17 protein-coding genes and 1 tRNA gene are annotated in these 23,346 nt (G+C 43.2%); 11 read left to right on the top strand and 7 right to left on the bottom strand.

The features are described 5' to 3' along the window. Nucleotides 1-94: 94 nt before the first annotated feature. The 3 genes from gor (at nt 95) to HWQ23_RS21200 (ending at nt 3,504) form a co-directional block, all read left to right on the top strand. The gene (gor, locus tag HWQ23_RS21190) at nt 95-1,468 is read left to right on the top strand and encodes a glutathione-disulfide reductase (protein WP_292832320.1); all 1,374 of its coding nucleotides are present in this window, start codon (nt 95-97) and stop codon (nt 1,466-1,468) included. A gap of 101 nt (nt 1,469-1,569) precedes the next feature. Beyond that, nucleotides 1,570-2,232 (top strand): YqiA/YcfP family alpha/beta fold hydrolase, encoded by a 663-nt coding sequence (locus HWQ23_RS21195; RefSeq protein ID WP_292832323.1) that lies wholly within the window; start codon nt 1,570-1,572, stop codon nt 2,230-2,232. A 126-nt stretch (nt 2,233-2,358) separates the two neighbouring features. Further along, a complete protein-coding gene (locus tag HWQ23_RS21200) occupies nt 2,359-3,504 on the top strand; it encodes a histidinol-phosphate transaminase (RefSeq protein WP_292832326.1) in 1,146 nt (381 codons plus the stop codon). 8 nt (nt 3,505-3,512) lie between these two features. Here HWQ23_RS21200 and HWQ23_RS21205 read toward each other — a convergent pair whose 3' ends face one another. Both HWQ23_RS21205 and HWQ23_RS21210 read right to left on the bottom strand, forming a co-directional pair. Beyond that, complete coding sequence (locus HWQ23_RS21205) at nt 3,513-4,067, bottom strand: hypothetical protein (RefSeq protein WP_292832329.1); 555 nt, start codon at nt 4,065-4,067, stop codon at nt 3,513-3,515. Nucleotides 4,068-4,800: 733 nt separating this feature from the next. After that, on the bottom strand, nt 4,801-5,433 hold the full coding sequence (locus HWQ23_RS21210; protein WP_292832333.1) for a GNAT family N-acetyltransferase: 633 nt from the start codon (nt 5,431-5,433) through the stop codon (nt 4,801-4,803). A 1,002-nt stretch (nt 5,434-6,435) separates the two neighbouring features. On the opposite strand from HWQ23_RS21210, the gene HWQ23_RS21215 reads away from it, so the two are divergent. Next, nucleotides 6,436-10,020, top strand: a complete 3,585-nt coding sequence (locus tag HWQ23_RS21215; protein WP_292832336.1) for a response regulator — start codon at nt 6,436-6,438, stop codon at nt 10,018-10,020. Nucleotides 10,021-10,153: 133 nt separating this feature from the next. Here the strand turns inward: HWQ23_RS21215 and HWQ23_RS21220 are convergent, their stop codons facing one another. Further along, a complete protein-coding gene (locus HWQ23_RS21220; RefSeq protein WP_292832339.1) occupies nt 10,154-10,351 on the bottom strand; it encodes a hypothetical protein in 198 nt (65 codons plus the stop codon). Nucleotides 10,352-10,411: 60 nt separating this feature from the next. Here HWQ23_RS21220 and HWQ23_RS21225 point away from each other — a divergent pair, with 60 nt between their 5' ends. The 3 genes from HWQ23_RS21225 (at nt 10,412) to HWQ23_RS21235 (ending at nt 13,181) form a co-directional block, all read left to right on the top strand. Continuing rightward, nucleotides 10,412-11,659 carry an RNA-guided endonuclease InsQ/TnpB family protein gene (locus HWQ23_RS21225; protein ID WP_292832342.1) on the top strand — a complete coding sequence of 416 codons (1,248 nt, stop codon included), beginning with the start codon at nt 10,412-10,414 and terminating at the stop codon, nt 11,657-11,659. Between the two features lie 66 nt (nt 11,660-11,725). Next, nucleotides 11,726-13,060 (top strand): hypothetical protein, encoded by a 1,335-nt coding sequence (locus HWQ23_RS21230; RefSeq protein ID WP_292832345.1) that lies wholly within the window; start codon nt 11,726-11,728, stop codon nt 13,058-13,060. A gap of 50 nt (nt 13,061-13,110) precedes the next feature. Beyond that, a tRNA-Gly gene (locus tag HWQ23_RS21235) sits at nt 13,111-13,181 on the top strand. Nucleotides 13,182-13,554: 373 nt separating this feature from the next. Here the strand turns inward: HWQ23_RS21235 and pstB are convergent. The 4 genes from pstB to pstS all read right to left on the bottom strand — a co-directional run bounded on the left by pstB (nt 13,555) and on the right by pstS (nt 17,592). Next, nucleotides 13,555-14,361, bottom strand: a complete 807-nt coding sequence (gene pstB / locus HWQ23_RS21240) for a phosphate ABC transporter ATP-binding protein PstB (protein ID WP_292832348.1) — start codon at nt 14,359-14,361, stop codon at nt 13,555-13,557. 57 nt (nt 14,362-14,418) lie between these two features. After that, on the bottom strand, nt 14,419-15,300 hold the full coding sequence (gene pstA / locus HWQ23_RS21245) for a phosphate ABC transporter permease PstA (protein WP_292832351.1): 882 nt from the start codon (nt 15,298-15,300) through the stop codon (nt 14,419-14,421). 19 nt (nt 15,301-15,319) lie between these two features. After that, entirely contained in the window at nt 15,320-16,270 is a 951-nt protein-coding gene (gene pstC, locus HWQ23_RS21250; RefSeq protein ID WP_292832355.1) for a phosphate ABC transporter permease subunit PstC, read from the bottom strand. Nucleotides 16,271-16,410: 140 nt separating this feature from the next. Next, nucleotides 16,411-17,592: a phosphate ABC transporter substrate-binding protein PstS gene (gene pstS / locus HWQ23_RS21255; protein ID WP_292832358.1), complete on the bottom strand. Its 1,182-nt coding sequence runs from the start codon at nt 17,590-17,592 to the stop codon at nt 16,411-16,413. A gap of 878 nt (nt 17,593-18,470) precedes the next feature. On the opposite strand from pstS, the gene HWQ23_RS21260 reads away from it, so the two are divergent. The 4 genes from HWQ23_RS21260 to HWQ23_RS21275 all read left to right on the top strand — a co-directional run bounded on the left by HWQ23_RS21260 (nt 18,471) and on the right by HWQ23_RS21275 (nt 23,307). Next, on the top strand, nt 18,471-19,058 hold the full coding sequence (locus HWQ23_RS21260; RefSeq protein ID WP_292832361.1) for a biotin transporter BioY: 588 nt from the start codon (nt 18,471-18,473) through the stop codon (nt 19,056-19,058). A gap of 108 nt (nt 19,059-19,166) precedes the next feature. Further along, the gene (gene lspA, locus HWQ23_RS21265; RefSeq protein ID WP_292832437.1) at nt 19,167-19,643 is read left to right on the top strand and encodes a signal peptidase II; all 477 of its coding nucleotides are present in this window, start codon (nt 19,167-19,169) and stop codon (nt 19,641-19,643) included. 246 nt (nt 19,644-19,889) lie between these two features. Further along, the gene (locus HWQ23_RS21270; protein ID WP_292832363.1) at nt 19,890-20,531 is read left to right on the top strand and encodes a hypothetical protein; all 642 of its coding nucleotides are present in this window, start codon (nt 19,890-19,892) and stop codon (nt 20,529-20,531) included. Nucleotides 20,532-21,039: 508 nt separating this feature from the next. Beyond that, on the top strand, nt 21,040-23,307 hold the full coding sequence (locus tag HWQ23_RS21275) for a transglycosylase domain-containing protein (RefSeq protein ID WP_292832365.1): 2,268 nt from the start codon (nt 21,040-21,042) through the stop codon (nt 23,305-23,307). Nucleotides 23,308-23,346 lie beyond the last annotated feature (39 nt).

Here is a 23,346-nt window from a genome sequence, read left to right on the forward strand (position 1 = left end):
TACACAGGGTTCACCGGATATCCTTATATAGTTCAATCACGTTTTCTGTGTAAGTTTCCAGGAACTCACTTGTTGCTAAAGAGAACATAAATTTATGACTTTTGATTACGACCTGTTTGTAATTGGTGCGGGTTCTGGAGGTTTGGCGGCTTCCAAACGGGCGGCTAGCTATGGGGCAAAAGTGGCGATCGCTGAATATGATTTAGTTGGTGGCACTTGTGTGATTCGCGGTTGCGTTCCCAAAAAACTCATGGTCTATGGCTCTCACTTTCCCGCATTATTCAGTGATGCCGCAGGCTATGGCTGGAAAGTGGGTAATGCGGAGTTGGATTGGGAATATTTCATTACATCTATAGATAAGGAAGTTCGGCGACTGTCGCAACTACACATCAGCTTTTTAGAAAAAGCGGGTGTGGAACTAATTCCTAGTCGCGCCAGATTGCTAGACCCCCACACCGTAGAAGTTGATGGACGCAAAATTACAGCAGACAAAATTTTAATTGCTGTTGGTGGGCGTCCCGTCAAACCAGAATTGGCAGGGATGGAATATGGCATTACCTCCAACGAAATCTTTCATCTAAAAGAACAACCAAAACACATCGTCATTATTGGCGCTGGTTATATTGGCACAGAATTTGCTTGTATTATGCGTGGTTTGGGTTCTGAGGTGACACAAATTACCAGAGGTAAAAAGATTTTGAAGGGGTTTGATGAAGATGTCCGTACAGAAATTGAAGAGGGGATGACGAACCACGGAATTCGGCTGATTAAGAATAATGTGGTAAAAACAATTGAACGGGTGTCGGAAAGGTTGAAACTGACTTTATCAGGGGAAGACCAAGAACCAGTAATTGCCGACGTGTTTTTAGTGGCGACTGGTCGAACTCCCAATGTAGATGGACTAGGTTTAGAGAACGCTGGGATTGATGTTGTTGCTACTTCTATGGAAGGGCCTGGATACGCTACCACAAATGCGATCGCAGTCAATGAATATAGTCAAACTAGTCAACCGAATATCTTTGCTGTTGGTGATGTCACTGACCGAATCAATTTAACTCCTGTAGCCATTGGCGAAGGTCGCGCCTTTGCCGATAGTGAATTCGGGAATAACCGCCGCGAATTCAGTCATGAAACTGTACCCACCGCCATATTTTCTAACCCCGAAGCCGCTACAGTCGGGTGGACAGAAGCCGAAGCACGGGAGAAATTTGGTGATGTAAAAATTTTTCACACTCGCTTTCGCGCCATGTACCATAGTTTGACTGGTAAGCAAGAGAAGACAATGATGAAGTTGGTGGTTGATAGCAACACTGATAAAGTGCTAGGCGCTCACATGGTGGGTGAAAATGCAGCTGAGATCATTCAAGGTATAGCGATCGCACTCAAGGTGGGCGCAACCAAAAAGGATTTTGATGCCACTGTAGGTATCCATCCCTCAGCCGCAGAGGAATTTGTCACAATGCGGTAATAAGAGTTAGGAGTTAACAGTTATGAGTTATGAGTTATAAGTTGAAAAAAGAAACTCATAACTTAAAACTTAAAATTCCTAACTCTTAACAATCTACAGCCTTGCACTACATATATCTTCACGGTTTTGCATCCAGCCCTAATTCTGCCAAAGCGCGGGATATAAGCGATCGCTTTGCCCAAATTCAGACAAAGCTGGAAATTCCCGACTTGAATGCTGGTGATTTTTCCCAGTTGACAATCACTCGTCAGCTAACTCAAGTTGCCGCCCAATTCAGCAATGATTCTACGCCAGTAACACTCATTGGCTCAAGTTTGGGTGGTTTGACCGCCGCCCACTTGGGTCAACAATATCTACAAGTACAACGTCTTGTGTTGCTAGCACCAGCTTTTGGGTTTTTATCCCATTGGTTGCCCAAGCTAGGCGATGAAGAAGTACAGCGTTGGCAACAGGAAAAATCTTTCATGATCTACCACTATGGGGAAGGGCGATGTCTAACGACAAGCCGCTCCGCGTCTACGCTTCCTTTAAGTTACGATTTCGTTACAGATGCTGCCCAATATCAAGAAAAGCTTTTGCAACGTCCTATCCCCACCCTAATTTTGCATGGAAAAAAGGATGAAGTCATCCCCATCGAAGCTAGTCGAGGCTTTGCGCGTTCGCGTCCTTGGGTGGAGTTAGTCGAACTCGACAGTGACCACGCCTTGGGTAATGTTATGGAAAAAATTTGGCAGGCAATTCGGCTCTTTTGCCAGTTACCTTGAGGCTGTAAAATATTAAACTCATACCTAACCTAATATTTTTCAGTAAGTACTACTGAACTCGTAGATCCAAAGAGTTTCAGAGATATTTTGCCTAAGTCCTATTAAAACCCAAAATCCAAAATCGATATGCTTCCCTTCATCCGGTCAGATTTAGCCCAGTTCACCGCGTACAAACCCCACCCCAGTAGCGATACAGCCGCATCTGTCCCCGCGCAGTTTGATCGGCTGGATACAAATGAAAGCCCCTACGATTTACCACCTGAGTTAAAAGAGAAGCTGGTCTGGACGTATCAGCAAGTAATTGAAACAAATCGTTATCCCGATGGTGGACATGAAACACTTAAGGATGCGATCGCCCAGTACGTCAATGAGTCATCTGCCCTCTCGCTATCCAATACTGCTGCCAATATTTCTGTTGGCAATGGTTCAGATGAACTAATCCGCTCTTTATTAATTGCCACCTGTCTAGGAGGAGAAGGTTCAATTCTCGTTGCTAATCCCACTTTCTCTATGTACGGAATTTTGGCACAAACTTTGGGCATTCCTGTAGTAGCGGTGGGTAGAAATGAAACAAATTTTGAAATTGACTTAAAAGCAGCACAATCTGCGATCGAAAAAACTCAAAATCCCCCGATTCGCGTAGTTTTCGTAGTCCATCCTAATTCGCCGACTGCTAATAGCTTAACTGCGGCAGAGTTGGCATGGTTAAGAAGTTTGAGTGAGCATATTTTGGTAGTAATTGATGAAGCTTACTTTGAATTCAGCCAAACTACCCTAGTAGGTGAATTAGCACAGCGTCCCAATTGGGTAATATTACGCACTTTTTCTAAAGCTTTCCGATTGGCATCTCTCCGTGTTGGCTATTGCGTCGCTCATCCCGAAGCGATCGCCATTTTAGAAAAAGTTCGCTTACCCTACAATCTCCCCAGCTTTTCCATAGCAGCAGCATTAGTTGCTTTACAAAATCGCACACTCTTGCTGGAGTCAATTCCCCAAACCCTGAGTGAACGAGCCAAACTCATCGAAATTTTGTCCCAGCAACCAGAACTACAAATTACCCCAAGCGCTGCTAACTTTATTTACCTGCGTCTTAAACCAAATAGCTTTAATTCACAAGATGTTGTGTTAAAAACTTTCCACCAGAAACTTAGAACACTCGGCACCCTGGTGCGACACATTAGCGGAGGATTGCGAATTACTGTTGGGACAATAGAAGAAAACGTTCGCACCGTTAATCGAGTCCAAGCGGCTTTGGCAAATTTGGAATTTTAGCAATTCACTCAGTAATTAAATCGGCTGTCCATCTCACTGCCCAAACGGCGTACTATTCCCACTGTTTGTGGCAGCACACCTACTAAAAGAGCAAAAGCAACATCCGGCAGAAGAGTCACTATTTCTGGTGGAAAATATTGTTCAAATTGATCGAGAATCTTTTGGACTCGCTGCCCAGGCACTGGGTTTTCTGTAATTTGTTTGATCAATCGAATCCACTGTCGCCTAATCAAGTAAGCCTTCTGGCGTTCTTCATTAGATTCGGGAGTTAGTAAAGATAGATTACCTATGGGCAATGCCCTTTGGCAATCACAATCGTAATCCCCACCCACAGCAGCCCCAGGCCCAGCAAACTCTGCATGGTAGCGTTTAAAGAGTATTAATCCATTTCGTCTACGACTATTGACGATGAAAACTTCTCCACTGTGCAAACGTGTAAGGATATCCGAGCCTTGCGATTGCTCAGTTCCATCTTGCATGACAAGAGAATCAAGGAAACTAGTTTCAGGGTAATAAGTTGATACCATAGAGGTTTGATAGCGTCGATGCTGTTCGCTATCCATGTTTTTTAAACTTTCAACGAATTTGGTAGTAGTATGCACTTCAAAACGGAATTAGCTGTTATATCAAATCAGGTTTTTGAATTCTTTTATTATCAAGAGTCTTTTGTCCAATTTAACTAAGATAGTAATAAATAGGCATTCTTTAGTAATTGAGTGATCATATTTTATGAAATATAACTAGATTTGTCTCCCAATTCGGAGAGTGTTTTCTTAAAGTTTTTATAAAGATAAATATCTTAATTACAAAGTTCTTATGAGGGGGTTGCTCATTTGCTAAAGGTCATTGTACAGCTATTTCCATTATAATTCATTTACTTATCTATATAAAATATCTAAGTATTATTATTTCATCACAAATTAAAACAAGACAAAATGTAACATTTCAGTGAAGTTTTCCCAAGTTATCTTTTATTAAGATAGTGATCTTTTATTAATATGATGAATAGGAATAACTGTAAAAAATATAAATAAAATATTCTTAAAAGGATTATCCTAAGGTATATACAGCAGAAGTCAGAATTGGTCAATTCCCAAGTAAAACACGCTTTCTACCTGGCTTTTAGACGAATAGTTGTGTAATTTCCCTTTCTTGAAATCTGCTGTATATCTAGCTATTTAGCTAATATTGGCTGAGTTTTTAATTAAGTTAGTTTGTACTTTGATTGTCGATATTGGTGAGAGATTTTCTCGAAACTAATTACAACATCAAAATTTACAATTGCCCAAATAAAATTCAGATAGTGGAATCAGCACTCAGGTGCTTGTGCAAGAACATCTGGCTTGAGCGTCCTAGTAAAAATGTATTCCAATTAGATTCGACTTTATCCACCCGATATCCCGCCTTGAAATAAAGTTGCCTTGCCTGATGGTTATTTTCCAAAACGTGGAGATATAAGTCTTGAAATCCCCACTCGCGAGAGACTTTTTCACAGCTAGTCAGTAACCCTGAAGCCACACCATTTCTACGGTATTTTGGGTGAACCGCTAAATTAGATAAGTAAGGAAAACCTATACCAACCTGGCTCCACGAATCACTGTAACGTACACCCAATTCCACACTTCCCACTAAATTATTAGCCGCACCAGTAGTAGCTTCAAAAGCGACTAAACAAATATGACGTAGCGGAGGGGATGCCATGCGATGCCTTAAGTCTTCGTAAATACCCAAACGTAGCAATGGAAAAGCCCATCCCCACATACCCTTTTGGGAGTGAAAGCTTTCAGCAATAATTTGGGCAACATCGATCAAATCAGCAGATGTAGCTGTACGAATTTGAAATTGGCAGCAAGCTGGATCGATTGCCTGTTGCTGGTATGGATGAAAAAACCGATATTTCAAGGCTAATTTAGTATTGATTTTATTCAACGAAAATTTTCTCAAATCTTCTCAAACACCATTTAAACTTAATGAAAACTTTATATCTGCCCAGGAGATTGAACTGACCTAAGATTGCTAATTCGCTTTTCCTTGTAGAGTATACAAAGTTTTACACTTTAGTTTGGGGCTTTATAGCCTACATTTTTGAAAGAGTCTTAAAAGTTACAGCTTCATAAATTTACAATCTTTCCCTTGCTTTAGTAGGGAGGATATCAGTCTGTTTACCACAAAAACATCTGTCAAGTAGTACAGGTTTAGGTAAATGGGTAGATAAATAGCATAACCTGTCGGTAGGCATAACCTACAAAATTGTTAAGTAAGTATACTACCGACAAACTCTGGTTGCAAACCACCTTTGCTTGCAGTACTGAACTTGTTTATGCAATTGCCGCTACACTAATAGAACTTTGCTACCAGGTCATAGCAAGAGGCTGTACAGCTACTGGGGAAAAACCTGCAAGGTTCTTAATCCCTAATTTATTAAGCACGATCACTTGTCTGAATGATAGTTCTGATTGCTAAATTAGAAAGAGGTATTTGTCTAATAGTATACTTTGGCTTTAAATTTTATTGTTTTAATTTTGCTGGCTCTACCATGACTACCATAAATAAAATTTACCTGCAAGTGTTAGTAAAACTGCTGCGGAGGGAAAACTGAGTATGCAGCTGATATCTAGATTTTTCAGCTAGCTATGAGCGCTGTATGTAATATCAGACATTGCTCACAGGAGGTGAAAGAAAATTTGACAAGCAAGCATCGGCTCTGTAACCCTAAAACTGACTATGAAAACAATTACACTGCACCAAAGCAAACGGTAATCGGCACAAGCCATTGAGACGAACTACTGTGAGTAAACGCTCCTACACTCAGCAGTCATGTAGCCAAACAGCCTTATTGGTCAAAATGCTCTGCTCTTACCTGACTCAGAAAAATCCTTACCTGATCAGATTATTCTTTATCCGACTGCCATTGCAGCAGGAAGGCGGTGCATGAAATCCCAAGTAAACAGTAAGCCTAAAATTTTGGTTGTCGATGATGAACCAGACAACCTTGACTTGCTTTACCGCACTTTCTATCGGGACTATAAGGTGCTAAGGGCAAACTCTGGCCCTGCGGCACTCGATCTGCTGGCTCAAGAGGGAGAGGTCGCAGTGATTATCTCCGATCAGCGGATGCCGATGATGAGCGGTACAGAATTTTTGAGCCTGACAGCAACTCAATATCCAGATATTATCCGGATTATTTTAACTGGCTACACCGATGTCGAAGACTTGGTGGAAGCAATCAACGCTGGTAAGGTATTTAAATATGTCACTAAACCGTGGGAAGCAGAGGAACTCAAAGCAGTGGTACGCCAAGCTTTGGATACTCACAATGTCCTCAAAGCCCGCACCCGCGAACTTACCCGCACACTTCGACAAGAATCGCTGCTGAATACCGTCACAAATACGATTCGCAGTGCTTTAGACTATCGCCAAATTTTGCAGGCAATTGTCGATACAGTGGGGCATATGTTGGAGGTGGATGTCTGTCTATTGCGTCCCTTCCAAGATGAGCAGTTGGCGGATAAAGGATTCATTTATCAGAAGGCTCTTTCTGAAGAAGCAGGGGAAGTTGCAGTAAGTCTTTCCCCTCTTTCCCCAAAGGGGGATCTGAGTCCCACCATAAGCGGCGCTGTGGCTCTTTTGGCTCAGACGGTGTGGGAAACCCGCGAAGTCCAGGTGATTCACGATGTGATCGATGATGAGCGCATTCACGGTAATACTCCCGAACTGCGTCAACGTGCAGCAGCTTTTGCTGAGGCTAACATTTGTTCTAGTTTGGTTGTGCCATTGATCTGCCAACAAGAACTGATGGCAGTCCTGGCACTGCATCAGTGTTCTGTGCCTCGCTTCTGGGGGGATGATGAGGTGCAGTTAGTGTTGATGGTAGCGGATCAGGCAGCCTTAGCTTTGTCTCAAGCTTATGCTTACGAACAAGTACGTGCCCTTGCCAAGCGAGAAGCCCTAATTAATACGATTACTAGCGCGATTCGCTCTAGCTTAGACCCGGAAGATATTTTTGCGGCGATCACCCAGCAATTGGGACAAGCCTTACAAGTCGATGGCTGTGTCTTGTCTTTGTGGACAGAGGAAGATGAGTTTGCCGAGTGTGTGGGCTTATACGACAGTTTTCAACATACTGAAAATTTGCGTAGGCACAGCCCAACCCAGGCATCGCCAGCCCCAGACAAAAATTTAAGTAGCAATAAAAACCTATTAACTCAGAGAATACCCTATTCTCAAGCATCTATACAGGAGAATCCAATCCTTCAACAGATGCTACAGACACATGAACCAGTGGTAATTGGTGATGTCAGCCATTCTTCCTCACAAGTGCAGGGTTTTAATTTGCCTTTAAAAATGCCAGGGCGATCGCTAATGTATGTGCCATTATTAGCTGATGGTAAATGTATCGGTAGTATTACGTTGTATGAAGGTAAAAAAGTACGCCAATGGCTGTCATCTGATATCGATTTGGCGAAAGCTGTAGCAGCTCAAGCAGCGATCGCTGTGCAGCAGTCACACTTGTATCAAAAGACTCGCCAACAAGCTGAACGCTTACTGGAATTAGACAAACAAAAAACTGAATTTTTCCAAAATATCTCCCATGAGTTTCGCACACCCATCACCTTGATTCAAGGGCCTTTAGAGTCGGCGGTGGCGGCTGGTGAGGGATTATCTTACTCCCAAAGTGCGATCGCCTTGCGTAACTCCCGCCGCCTGCTGCGACTGGTAAATCAACTCCTGGATTTACAACGCCTGGACGCAGGAAGAATGCAGCCTAGTTTCCATCGCTGCGATTTAGTCGAATTTGTCAGCCAAATTGTAGAGTCTTTTCGCCCCTACTGTGAGAAAAAAGGACTGCATCTGACTACCCAGTTAGATGAATGTTCTACGGTGTACTTGGACATGGAAAAATTTGACAAGGTGGTTTACAACCTGCTGTCAAATGCGATGAAGTTTACTCCCGAAGGTGGCACAATCAGCGTCAGACTAAAATCTGAAGGCGATCGTTGCATATTGGAAGTACAAGATACTGGAATTGGCATTCTTAAAGAACAAATTCCCCACCTATTTGAACGCTTCCGCCAAGCTGAAGGTTCAGCAAATCGCTCCTATGAAGGCAGTGGTTTGGGTTTAGCTTTAGTTAAAGAATTGGTAGAATTACATGGTGGCGAAGTCAGTGTGGAATCAGTTTACGGCGATGGCACTACCTTTAGTTTATGGCTTCTGACTGGAAATGCTCATTTACCCGCACAGCAAGTACTAGAAACGTCTACCGAACTAAACATCAGCCGCGCTAGCGTAGAATTGGCTGATTTAGAACTGGTATCAACAACAGATAATATTGAAGATATTACAATAAACTTATCCCCCAGTATTGACACTTCATTATCAGCACTCAGCGAAAATGAGGGTAGGCTTGCGACCATCAGAGATTCGGCGACTCAGCACTTAATTTTAGTTGTAGACGACAACCCGGATCTGCGAAACTATGTATCTGAGATTTTTCGCCGCAACGGCTATCATGTACGGACATCTCGTAACGGTTCTGAAGGGTATGCGATCGCTAAGGAAATTATACCCAGCTTGATTGTGACTGACTTAATGATGCCCTTGGTGAGCGGACTTGAGATGATTCAGATGATCCGCAATGACGAGAAGCTGAAAGGAACACCAATAGTTCTGCTGACTGCGAAAGTAGATGAGGAAACCCGCATCGAAGGTACAGAACATGGGGCGGATGCTTATTTAGCAAAACCATTCAATGACCGGGAACTTTTGGCGGAAGTTCGGAATCTTTTAGGATTGAAGGAAAATGAACGACGAATTATAGAGTTAAATACTTATCTAACAGAATCGGTGCTAAAGCGCTTTTTGCCGGCTGTGTTGGTGCAAAAAGCCGCAACGGGGGATTTAACGTTAGATTTGCGCCCAGAACCACGCTTAATTACAGTTTTGTTTAGTGATATCGTCGGTTTTACACAGCTAGCAAATACTCTCAGATCCCGACGAGTAGCAGAGTTGCTAAATGAATATTTAGCAGCCATGACCAAGGTTGTATTTGCCAATGGCGGCACTGTAGATAAATTTATGGGAGATGCTATCTTAGCTTTATACGGAGCGCCGGAAGAACTAACCCCCAATGAACAGGTGCGTCGTGCCATCAATACAGCAAGAGCAATGCACCGCGCACTGGCTGAGTTGAACCAGCGCTGGCAAGACCAAGGTGTATTCGATGGACACAAACTTACTAGCGTACAGTTTCGCTGCGGTATCCACCAAGGTACTGCTGTTGTGGGGATGTTTGGTAGCGCTGAACGTGCCGATTATACTGCTATTGGCCCAAGTGTGAATATTGCTGCAAGGTTGCAAGCTGCCGCCGTTCCCGGTACGATCCTGGTTTCTGCTGCCGTGGCAGATTATTTGCAGGAAGAAGAAATTACTAAAGGTAGTTCGCTAGAACTTAAAGGAGTAGATGAAACGGTTTTGACCTTTGCTGTTACACCAGAGATAATGGTTAATCGCTAAAATTTAGCTGGGAATAGAAGAAGCCCCACATCTGACCTGAAAGGCAGTGTGGGATGAATTTTGGGCAATGATAGCGAAGCGGTAGCGAGTCATCGAGCGTCGGAATTGATCAACGAGCGATAGCAAACGCAGTTTACTCACCAATGTTGGTCGATGATAGCGCAGCCTCTTCGAGTCCGCGAGCGTCGGAATTGCCTATCTCTGGGATTTTTAATGAGTCAATAAGGTCTTCAATAACGTGAGTCATCGTCGTATCCTTCATTGTTGCGTATAAACGAAGCTTATCCATTCTACGTTTGCTCATCCGTATTCTTAAATAATCTTCTTTCATAATATCTCCTCAATATCTCCTCAATTATGTTAACATGAGGATACAAGGAGGTAGTGAAAAGTGTTGAAAGCAACTAAGGTAAGATTGTGCCCAACAACTCAACAAGAAATAGCTTTAGCCAAATCGTTTGGTTGTGCAAGATGGTACTGGAACTATGCTTTAAATGCTTGTATTCAACACTACGAAGAAACCGGAAAATCATTAAACAAGAGTGTTTACAAAGCTTACTTGCCTCAATTAAAAGTAGAACATCCTTGGTTAAAGCAAGATTGCTATTCGTCGGTTTTGCAATGCGTAGCTATTAACCTAGATAAGGCATATAAAAACTTTTTTGTTCGCGTAGCGTCTCCCTCAGGAGAGGGAAGGGCTAAGTTCCCTAAATTCAAATCCAAAAACCATAAACAGTCGATTCAATATCCGCAAAATGTCAAAATTGTAGGAAATTGTTTAAATATTCCCAAAATGGGAGAAGTGAAAACGATATTTCACCGACCGATTCAAGGGAAAATCAAAACGGTTACTATCAGCAAGACTCCTACGGATAAATATTTTGCTTCTATCCTATGTGAAGTGGAAGGTGAATCCAATCAATCAACTGGCGACAAGACGTTGGGTATTGACTTGGGGTTAAAGGAATTTGCTATTGTTCATGATGGAGAGCAAGTTACCAAGTATTCCAACCCTAAACACTTGAGACGACATGAGAAAAATCTAGCACGTAAACAGAAAAAATTTGCACGTAAAGTAAAAGGGAGTAAGTCAAGGCAGAAACATAAAAAACTAGTAGCCAAGGTTCACGAAAGAGTATCAAATTCCCGCCAAGACTTTCTGCATAAACTAAGCAGGAAGCTGGTAGATGAAAGCCAAGTTATCATTGTGGAAAATCTCAATGTAAAGGGAATGGTACGGAACCGGAAGCTAGCAAAATCAATATCTGACGTGGGATGGGGAACCTTTGTTAATTTCCTTGACTACAAGCTGAAACAACAAGACGGTCAACTTATAGAAATAGGAAGATTCTTTCCCAGCTCAAAAACCTGTTCATGCTGTAGTCACGTCGTTGATGAGTTGACATTGGATGTACGTGAGTGGGATTGCCCATCATGCAATACTCATCATGACCGTGATGGTAATGCAGCATTAAACATCAGAAAAGAAGGGATGCGGATATTGCAAAACAATGGCGGAGGGAACCCCGTTATTGCCGTGCCGAGGAAGAGTAAGACCAATAATAAGCCGCAAGGTGGAAAGGCATCTATCGTTGAAGCCGGAAGCCTACACAGTACTGTACTCAGTCAGTGTAGGTAGTTCACACTGGTATTTTAAAGCATTAACAATGAGTAAGAGTGCGTAATCATATCCAGTTTCTATAATATGACACCATCGGTTGCAGACAAAACTCCAATACCAGCCAAGGTCTGGAGACGACACACTGACCCACCCGGTTTGTGGATTTCTGTCGTTATAGGTTCAGTCTTTCTGCACTTGCTGGCGTTCTGGCTGATGCGCTCATCTAATGCATTTAGTCTATGGTTTCCCCAGCAAAGTCAATCTGCTGTTCCCATTGAATTGATAGACATTACTCCTAAAACAAAATCAATAACCAAATCAAAATCAACAGCTAAAACAGTTTCGCTAAAGCCACTATCCTCAACTCAAAAGTCTGTACCAGCACGTTCAGCACAAAGAGAACGAACTACGCCCAGAAATGAAGATTTTGGCGCAATAAATTCTGCGGATAATCTCCAGCAAAAGAGCCGAACTTACGCCTCTAAACCTAAGAGCAAACCCTTTAGGCAACAGAGAGTTCCCACGCCGACACCGAAACCTACAGCCACACCGAAACCTACAGCCACACCGAAACCTACAGCCACACCGAAACCTACGCCGACGGCAACACCTACAGTTCCAGTCGGGAATTTACCTTGGAACCGCCGTCAAGAAATCAAACTGGGAAAGGGAACGCCACTACCAACAGGTATTCCATCAAATCCACCAGTTTCGGAACCTGAAAACAGAGAAACTCCAGCAACTCGAACTAGGGAAACTCCAGCAACTCCGACTAGGGAAACTTCAGCAACTCCGACTAGGGAAACTCCAGCAACTCCGACTAGGGAAACTCCAGCAACTCCGACTAGAGAAACTCCAGCAACTCCGACTAGGGAAACTCCAGCAACTCCGACTAGGGAAACTCCAGCAACTCCGACTAGAGAAACTCCAGCAACTCCGACTAGGGAAACTCCAGCAACTCCGACTAGGGAAACTCCAGCAACTCCAACTAGGGAAACTCCACCAACTCCTACTGTGGGAGCATCGGTAGCAATAGTAGCTCCTTTGCTTAGAGATGAAGTGAGTAACTTGATACAAACAGGAAGATTACGACAAGATGCTTTACCCGACGTTATCGCTTTATACAACGGAAGTAACACAAAACAATTAGACTCAAGTTTTCTTGTCCACAATTCTGGACTTGAGCCAGCACAACTCTTGGCTAGCTTAATAATTGATAAGAATGGCAATTTTCAAGAGGCTGTAGTTCTAGAAATAGAACCAGGAACACTGCAAAGGGAAAAAAGCACATACGAGCAAGTCCTCAGCGAAGTTTTCAAAACAGAAAACTTTATTGCTGCTCACAACAACAATGGCACAAAACCAGGTTTGAGCAATCTGTATGTCAGGATCAAAATCCAACCTGCCAATTCCAAATAAATGCTTGAATTTTTGCAAAAGCTGTGTTATGTTTATTAGGTTGGAAATTTGCGGGCGTAGTTTAGTGGTAAAACTATAGCCTTCCAAGCTATTAATGCGGGTTCGATTCCCGCCGCCCGCTTAGAAAAAACCCTGAAATACAGTAGTGCAACAAGTAAGTCTGGGCTTAGTAAAATAACCAGTTCCAAATTAACTTGTTAAATCATGGATGCCTACGAATAAATAGCAAGGCAAGCCAGACACTAGTACTGCAATATGTGTCGGCCTATTTTGGAGCGGGTATTTTGCCCGCCCAGTCAATACAAATATTATGTTAAATAGTTTAATTATTGCTTTTCTTGACCCAGAAACAGCCATAATTGAGCGACCGATGCCTGCGGCGGGCTACGCCTACGCCAACGTTGGCAAACAAATAAAAAAATAGAGGAATATTTCACAGCTTTAATTGCCGAGTATCCCTCATTGCTTTAAGATCAACAATGTCAAATATTTCTTTATCCAAATTTGCCACTGACGTAATCTCGCGTCTCTTCTTGGTTAGGATTGTTGAAAATTACTTCTGTTAAGTCGTACTCTACCATGTAGCCGCTACGACCTCCTGTGTCTGAAGTCCGAACATTAAAAAAGGCTGTCTTGTCAGAAACGCGCGCTGCTTGCTGCATGTTATGGGTGACAATGACGATAGTATATTGCTCTTTAAGTTCGTGAATCAGTTCTTCAACACGCAAGGTGGAAATGGGGTCAAGAGCAGAGCAAGGCTCATCCATCAGTATAATTTCAGGTTGTACTGCGATCGCTCTAGCAATACATAACCGTTGTTGTTGTCCACCGGATAAAGACGCTCCACTTTGTCGGAGTTTATCTTTGACTTCATCCCACAAAGCTGCTTTTCTGAGACTGCTTTCTACCAATTCATCCAAATTACCTTTGTAACCGTTGATTTTGGCTCCAAAAGTAATATTGTCAAAAATTGATTTTGGAAATGGGTTTGGTCTTTGAAACACCATCCCAATTCTCCGACGCACTTCTACAGGGTCGATGTCGGATGCATACAAATTTTTATCGTAAAAAAATATTTTACCTTCTGCCCGAAATGACTCAATCAGATCATTGAGGCGGTTATAGCATCGCAACAATGTACTTTTACCACAACCAGAAGGGCCGATAAAGGCTGTCACCTGATTTTTTGGTATATCTAGCCAAATATTCTGTAAGGCTAAAAACTTGCCGTAGTAAATGTTAAGATTTTCGGTGCGTAAAACGGTTTCAGTGTCATTCACTGTGCTAGTGCGAGTAGGCATAAATTAAGTAAGTGTGTTAGTTTTAGCGATGGGAACTGCACTGTGGATGGTTGTTTACTAAGCTTTTTTACGAGTTGCCCAACGAGCGATGATACTTGTGAGTAGAACCATTAATACCAAAATTAAAGATGCTGCCCAAGCTAATGATTGCCAATTTTTAAACGGAGAAATGGCGTATTTGTAAACCAAAACAGCAAGGGAAGCTGTTGGTTGGAATAAGCTATCAGGCCAAAAGTTGGAAAATAGAGCAGTAAATAGTAAGGGTGCGGTTTCTCCAGATGCTCTGGCGATCGCTAGCGTTGCCCCAGTTACAATTGCTGGTAAAGCTGCTGGTAATACTACTTGACTCACTGTTTGAAAGTTAGTCGCTCCTAACCCTGCCGATGCTTGCCGCAAATCTTGCGATACTAACTGCAAAGCTTCATCGGTAGTTCGCAAAATAATTGGCAACATCAAAATTGCCAGTGCAAACCCTCCACCGAGAGCTGAATATGATCCTAAGTTTAACTTTACCAATGTCAATACTACAATGCCATAGGCAAATACCCCAGCAATAATCGAGGGGACTCCACTCAGGACGTTAGCCGCAAAACGTACCCATCTGGCTACTTTTGCCGAACTAAATTCTGTGATGTAAATCGCCCCCAAAACTCCAAAGGGGATGCTAATCAAGGCAGCAATTCCTACCATCAGCAGTGTCCCTAAAATTGCATTACCAAAACCTCCTCCCTTTTGTAGAGCTTTGGGTGGCAGTTCAACAAACACCGCCAGATTCAGACTGCTAAAGCCTTTAATAATCACGTAAGAAAGCACTGCTAGCAAAGGTAAAAGTGCCAATACTCCGCAGATAAATGCGACTACGGTCATCACTGTATTAAACAGTGTCCTTTGAGACGTGGAGGAGCGAGTTAAACTGCGCTCTGGAAAACTAGAAGTCATAATTTAACCCAAAACTAAGCTACAGTCGCTTGACTCTCATAACGATCAACTCTGCCAGAATATTCACTACCAGCGTCAAGAAAAATAGAACTAAAGCCGCGTACATTAAAGCCGCAACTTGCAAACCACTAGCTTCTGAGAATTGATTTGCTAGTAGAGAAGAAATCGTATTGGCTGGTGCTAAAAGAGAGATACTAATGTTGTTGGAGTTGCCAATTAACATCGTTACAGCCATTGTTTCTCCCATTGCCCGGCCGAGTCCCAGCATCACAGCACTGACTATGCCCGAAAAGGCTGCTGGGATCAGAACTTGCAAAATCGTTTCCCAACGCGTTGCTCCAAGTCCTATAGAGGCTTGGCGCAAACTGGGGGGTATCGAAATCAAGGCATCGCGGGATAAGGCTGTGATGATCGGCAAAGTCATAATCGCTAATATGACTCCCGCCGGCAACATTCCTGGCCCTGTAGGAGAAGTGCTAAAAAATGGCAGCCAGCCAAAGTAACCATTGAGCCATTTTCCCAAGCTGGTTAAGATTGGCACTAAAACAAAAATACCCCACACGCCATAGACAACGCTGGGAATAGCTGCCAGCAGTTCTACTGCGAAAACCAGTACCAGCTTCACTTTAGCGGGTAAAAAATCCTCACTTAGTACAATAGCAGTACCAACCCCAATTGGTACTGCTATCAGCAGACCAATAAAAGAACTCACGAGAGTTCCATAAATTTGAGGTAGCACCCCATAGCTATCATTAACCGGGTTCCAAGTGGTGTTGGCTAAAAAGCTGGCACCAAATTTTTGGATGGCAGGCCAAGCGCCAATTGCAACCTGCGACGCGATCCATAATAAAGTAGCAGCAACCCCAAAGGCGAAAATTTTAGTCAGCCAAATAAAACCCTGATCTAGCGACTTTTCTGCGCCAGAGCGATTTTTCATCGCTGATGAAAGATTTTGAGAATTTGTAGTCATGAATACCGACTTTAACAAGTAAACCAGAGAAAAATGGGGGAGGCAACCAGATTAGTAAAATTGTCGCCTCATCATCTATTTAAACTGATGTATTAGTAACTCCGTGTTTCCAGTTACTATTGATTAGGCGTGTTTGATGCTTACTTGCTAGCGCTAGTAGCAGTGCCAACAGAAATTTTATACTCTGGACTGATTTGATCGGCAGCAGCAGCCACCTTTGTGATCACGTTTCCGGGTAGAGGAACATATCCTAGTGCACTAGCCTGCTTCTGACCCTCAGTTAAAGCGTATTCGATCGCGGCTTCAACTGCCTTAGCTTTTGCGGCATTGGGATATTTCTTGTAAGCCAAAATCCAGGTGTAAGTGACGATGGGATAGGAATCAGCCCCTTCGGGATCGGAAATGAAGGCGCGGAGATTTGCGGGTAGAGGTACTGATGCGAGAGTTTTAGAGGCTGACTCCTCACTAGCTACAACAAACTTACCGCCTTTGTTTTCCAAGGCAGCAAATTTGAGACTATTTTGTTTGGCATAGCCGTACTCGACATAACCAATGGAACCTTGAGTTTGTTGAATTTGAGCGGTAACACCCTCATTACCCTTAGCACCGGTTCCCGTAGGCCAGTTGACAGTTTTGCCTTCGCCAACTTTAGTCTTCCACTCCGGGCTAATAGCACTAAGGTGTTTTGTGAACACACCCGTGGTTCCGCTACCATCGGAACGATAAACAACATTGATCGGCTCTTTAGGAAGTTTTGCACCTGGGTTAGCCTTGGCAATTTGGGGATCATCCCAAGACTTGATTTTGCCTAGTAGAATATCGGCGTAAACGGCCCGTGGTAGCTTGAGTTCTGGAACATCTGACAAGTTGTAAGCCAGGACGATGCTACCAGCAGTCACAGGCAGTAAGAGAACACCCCTATCTGCTGGTACTTTCTGGATTTCTTCATCCTTCATCGCAACATCGCTAGCACCAAAGTCTACGGTGCCTTTGATAAATTGCTCAACTCCAGAACCGCTACCAACTGATGCATAGTCAACTTGCAGATTTGGATATTTTTTGTTTAAATCCGTGAACCAGGTATCATACAGTGGTGCTGGAAAAGACGCCCCAGCCCCGCTTAACTTTACGGTTCCACCAAGGTCTAATTTGGCTGGGCTAGAGGCAGTAGTATCTGTAGCAGTGCCAGAAGGCGTATCCTTCGTGGCTGTATTATCTGGGGTTTGCTGTCCGCCACAAGCTGCGAGGCTGATTGTCAGTGCTAACACTGAAATTGAAGCTGTGAGGCGATGAGTTTTTATTACACTAACAGGTGAGAGCATCGCTATAAATTTTTTAGTAACTTTCCAGGTGAGCGTTTCTAAGATACCCCTAAAGGACTACGATTAAGATTAACAATAGGTTAATAAAGCAAAAAAATGCTTGTTTTTTTTTGATGAAGAGCAAAGCCTTCTTTATAGTTTTGCTTGATAAATTTTATACTCTTACGTTGGAATAAGTTATAAATAATGCTGCCTAAACAGAATCACACGTATTTACAAAAATTTATTCTTAGTGTATCTTCATTGGTCAAGCGCTCAAAAAAGTATGTCAATAGATGATAAAGCCTGGTAAACTAATGTACTTTGAATTTGCATAACCAGGGCGGGTTTTCTGGGCTACCCCACAAGAGTTTTACTTCTAGGTAATATGCAACTTTTATGTCCAACAGCTTAAAACAAAAGGCTTAGAAATTTGGGAGCTTATGGAAAACTGTTTCTAGTTACTAGCCTAAGCAGACCTGAAGCAAACAACTAAACAATCTCATTTAGGCTGTGAAATTCTTGTAAGAGAAAGAGTAAGTTGTTTATGTATGGAGAATATAGGGAGCGATCGCCTAAAAAAGTCGATTAAGGAAATATTTTAAGCACTTTGTAGCTAATTTAGACAATACTCTCAAAAATTAGTACAAGAAATTATATTATACTCAGTAATTTTACCATATTTTAGGTCAAATACCAGAATCAGAAAACGCCTCAGTCAATAAAAATTAGACAATAGACACTTAAGCCGCAATTCGCAGAACTGAAAAGTTACATACCAAGAAGGCAAAAGAAAATATGCTAGTTCTTAAGATGTCAGCAGAAATTTCATTTCAATATTAATGAATATACTGGTTGCTGTAGGTTTTCCCTTTTGCCTTTTCTTGGTTGTCTGATAAATGTTTGCTGCTTCCAATCAATTACTATGGTCTATGATTGGCTTACTCCTAACAATGGGTGGCACTTTCCTAGAAGCTTATGGCATCACCTTACCTTGGAGTTGGAGTCAGCACGGAATTCAAACTTTTTCTTTAGGAGTCAGTTTTCAAATTGGCGCAGTGCTGCTGGTGGGTTGTTTAGGAGGCAAAAATGCCGGTGCGCTCTCGCAAATTGCTTATTTAGTGATGGGGTTAACCTTATTACCTGTATTTGATGATGGCGGCGGTATTGGTTATGTTAAGCTATCTCAGTTTGGCTATCTACTAGGCTTTATTCCTGGAGCTTGGATTTGTGGCTTGTTCGCTTTTAAAGCTAGACCCCGACTAGAAACTCTTGCCTTTAGCTGTATCTGTGGCTTGTTAACTCTCCACCTATGGGGTATTACTTATTTGATTATTAGCTATATGTTTCAGTGGAAAGGCACAGAAAATCTACCCTTGATGCAAGCAATCCTCAGATACTCCTGGTTTGCACTACCAGGTCAACTAACTGTGGTGTGTGCCGTTACTGTAATAGCATATATATTGCGCCACTTAATGTTTTATTAGTTCATTATCATTTGTCAAAAGCTGATGACCAATGACCAATGACCAATGATCAATGACCAATGACCAATGACCAATGACCAATGACCAATGACCAATGACCAATTCGCCATGCGTTTAAAAAATAGCCTTTTCTGGATAGCTGCCTTCATAGCTTTTTTCTTAGACCAAATAACAAAATACTGGGTGGTGCAAACCTTTAGCTTGGGGCAGACACTACCACTCTTACCTGAGATATTTCACTTCACTTATGTCACTAACACTGGTGCCGCTTTTAGTCTGTTAAGTGGGAAAGTAGAGTGGTTACGCTGGCTATCTTTAGGAGTGAGTTTAGTATTGGTAGCGTTGGCGTTGTTTAGTCCAACGTTAAATTGGTGGGATCAGTTGGGCTATGGCTTGATTTTAGGTGGAGCGATGGGTAATGGTATTGATCGTTTTATTTTAGGCTACGTCGTTGATTTTCTTGATTTTCGCCTGATTAACTTTGCCGTATTTAATGTGGCAGATTCATTTATTAGTATCGGTATTGTTTGCCTATTAATTGCTTCGTTGCAAAAAACACCGACTTCAACTGGCAGGCCGCATTAAACTATTAAGCCTGGGATGATTAATCCCAGGCTATTAATTACTAAAACCCTTGTTCAATCCTATATGCGAAGACTTGATATATAGGTTTGAGCGATTTTTATTTGTCATATTACACCAGTTTGCATAACTGGTGCAAGAGGTGAAGATGCACCGGCGATCGCTGATGGCAAACTAGTATTCAGATTATGCCCCAGCTTTTAATTTAATTACCTGCTGCCAGGAGTTGTTGGCATAGAGCCTGGAGTAGTGGGAGAGCTACCTGGTTCAATACTGCTGCCAGGAGTGCCAGGAGTGCCAGGTTGTTCAGGTGGGGTTGAGCTACCTGGTTCGGTAGTGCTGCCAGGAGGAGTACCAGGTTGTTCAGGTGGGGTAACGCTTCCTGGACCTGGAGTTAAGTTGCTAGGAGCGCCAGGTTCAGGTGGGGTTGAGCTACCTGGTTCGGTAGTGCTGCCAGGAGTGCCAGGTTCAGATGGGGTTGAGCTACCTGGTTCGGTAGTGCTGCCAGGAGTGCCAGGAGTGCCAGGAGTGCCAGGAGTGCCAGGAGTGCCAGGTGGGGTAATGCTTCCTGGTGCTGGAGTTAAGTTTCTAGGAGCGCCAGGTTCAGATGGAGGAACGCTTCCTGGTGTCGGACTGGTTTCGGGAGTGCCAGATCCAGGTGTGGTAACGCTTCCTGGTGATGTGGTGCTATCTGGAGTGGTGGTGCTGGGCGTAGTTTCTGTTGGTACAGTGCTAGGAGCGCTAGGGGTGGATGCTGTACCGCCAGGACAGCGAGAGTTGAGCGGAAAATACTCGCACAGAATTTTCATCCCTTCTGGCGACATCTTGATTTCCGTTGGTGCAGTAGTGGAGTCGCTACTGGATTGGGCTATGGGGGATTTACTGGATTGACCTACAGCAACGTTAGCGGTGAGCGCTAAAGATAGAGCTGTACCAATCATGGTCAGAGATTTTCCCATCATTCTGAAATTAACCTTAACGGAACACTCGCACTATTAAAACAGACAATTAGATTTAGAAAATCTTCCTAAATGAAGATATTTCGGTTTGTTTCAGAATATGTGGATATGTAAAATTGGTAAAAATTAAATCTGTTGTTTATTAATAACTAGTGTTTAAAAGTACAACAATAAAAATTATGGTTGTAGTTATTGAACTAGTAAGAGTAGATAAAATAAGCCTTTGAGAATTGGAAAAAAAATTATCCCTCTGTAAGTAAGTGACAAAAATCACAAATTTATTCCAGTTATCAGCTAAATCTAAGTATAAATTAGATTAAAAAATTCCGTATAGCCAATTTATGCTTTGGCTTATGAGTAAAATGATGAAAGACTAACATTTAAATTGATTGTAATTCGATTGCCCGATTCTTCACTAAAAACTCTGATGTGAATAGCCGATGAGTTCTCCCCAACCCCCTCACAAGCCACAAACGTTACTAGGTCAACTGACTCAAGCAGTACATACGATTCAAGCTAGGGTCGATTTTTCTAAATTGGCGCTCAAGCCTAATGCCAAGGTACCGGAACTTTGGGTGCAGGATGCGGGGGCGGATAAGGCAGAAGTATATCCACTGTTGGGCGATCGCTATATTCTAGGTCGTAGCTCCAAATCCAGCGATATCGTCATCCGTAACCCTGTTGTTAGCCAAATTCACCTGTCGCTATCGCGCAATTCTACTCAGCACACACCAGTTTTCGTGATCAAAGACGAAAACTCCACCAATGGCATTTATCGTGGCAAGCGTCGTGTTAGTTCCCTAGAACTGCGTCACGGCGATATTCTTACTCTGGGGCCCCCAGAACTCGCTGCTTCTGTGCGGTTGCAATACGTCGATCCACCAGCCTGGTATGTCAAAGCTGCAAGTTGGACAGCTTATGGTGTCGGTGGTGTTAGTGCCCTGTTAGCGTTAGTGATTGGCGTCGAATGGCTGAAATTTACAGTTAAACCTCTACCTACAGCTACACGCGCCCCAGTCGTTGTTTACGCCCGTGATGGCGCCACCCCACTGAGAGAGCCTCGGACTATCTCTCATGTAGACATGAAGCGTTTAGAGGAATTTGGCCCTTATTTGCCTGTTGCGGTGGTAGCTTCAGAGGATAGTCGTTATTACTGGCACTTTGGGGTTGACCCTGTGGGGATTTTACGAGCCGTGTTGATCAATAGCCGCAGTGGAGATGTGCAACAAGGAGCCAGCACTGTTACCCAGCAAGTTGCCCGCAGTTTGTTCCGCGAGTATGTAGGCAGACAGGATACCCTTGGACGCAAATTGCGGGAGGCAATTGTCGCCCTGAAACTCGAAACCTTTTACAGCAAAGATGATATTTTGCTGATGTACTTAAATCGGGTTTTTTTGGGGGGGGATACCTCTGGCTTTGAGGATGCATCCCGATATTACTTTGACAAGTCAGCGAAAGAATTAACTTTGGCAGAAGCAGCAACGTTGGTGGGAATTCTACCAGCCCCCAACGGCTTCGATTTTTGTGGAGATAGTCACAATAAGCTAGAAGCTGCTGAATACCGCAATCGCGTGATTAAGCGATTGCTAGAGATGGGCAAAATTAAACCTGAGGATGCGAACCGAGCCAGACGCTCCACCGTCCAAGTTAGTCCTAAAGTGTGTGAACAGCAAGCTAAGACGATCGCTCCTTATTTTTACAGTTACGTCTTCACGGAACTAGAATCAATCTTGGGGCAGGGAGCCGCAAGAGAAGGAAACTATATCATTGAAACCCAGCTTGATCCAGCCTACCAGACCCAAGCAGAAACAGCGTTGCGAAATTCAGTCAACAACGGTGGCGCAAATTTTAATTATTCTCAAGGGGCAGTAGTTACTCTTGACTCCAGTACTGGTAGCATCCTGGCAATGGTGGGCGGGACTGATTACAAAAAAAGTCAGTTCAATCGTGCTGCCCAAGCCAAAAGACAACCAGGTTCCACCTTCAAAATCTTTACTTATACCGCCGCTATTCAACAGGGAATTTCAGCATCCAATAGTTATTCTTGCGCTCCTTTAACTTGGCAAGGCTTCACCTATAAACCCTGTCGTTCAAGTGCTGGCAGTTTAGATATTGCCACCGGGCTGGCTCTTTCAGAAAATCCCATCGCCTTGGGAGTTGCCAAACAAATTGGGCTAGATAAAGTCGTGGCAATGGCGCAGCGTTTGGGGATTAAATCACCTCTCGATCCAGTTCCGGGCTTGGTATTGGGTCAAAGCGTGGTCAATGTTTTGGAAATGACTGGTGCTTTTGGTGCTATTAGCAATCGCGGTGTATTGAATCCTCCTCATGCGATTAAGCGAATTTTAGACAGTGGTGATTGCCGCGATCGCAATGATATCAAAACTTGCCGTGTAATCTACTCCTTCGACCAAGATCCGGATGCCAACAAACGAGTGCTGCCAAATGGTGTAGCCGATGAGATGACTAGTTTGATGCGTGGCGTAATCACAAGAGGTACTGGTCGTAGTGCTGCCATAGGACTGGGGGAAGCTGGTAAAACTGGCACGACTGATAAAAACGTTGACTTATGGTTCATCGGTTTTATCCCCGATCGGCGGCTTGTAACTGGTGTTTGGCTGGGAAACGACAATAATTCCCCTACATCTGGTAGCAGCGCTCAAGCAGCTCAGTTGTGGGGAAATTATATGAGGCGGATTACAAGGTAAATTGGGCATTGGGCAATGCCCTATGATTAAAAATTCATA

The organism is Nostoc sp. JL33 (genome assembly GCF_017114985.1).
In the GTDB taxonomy this organism is placed as follows: Bacteria; Cyanobacteriota; Cyanobacteriia; order Cyanobacteriales; family Nostocaceae; genus Nostoc.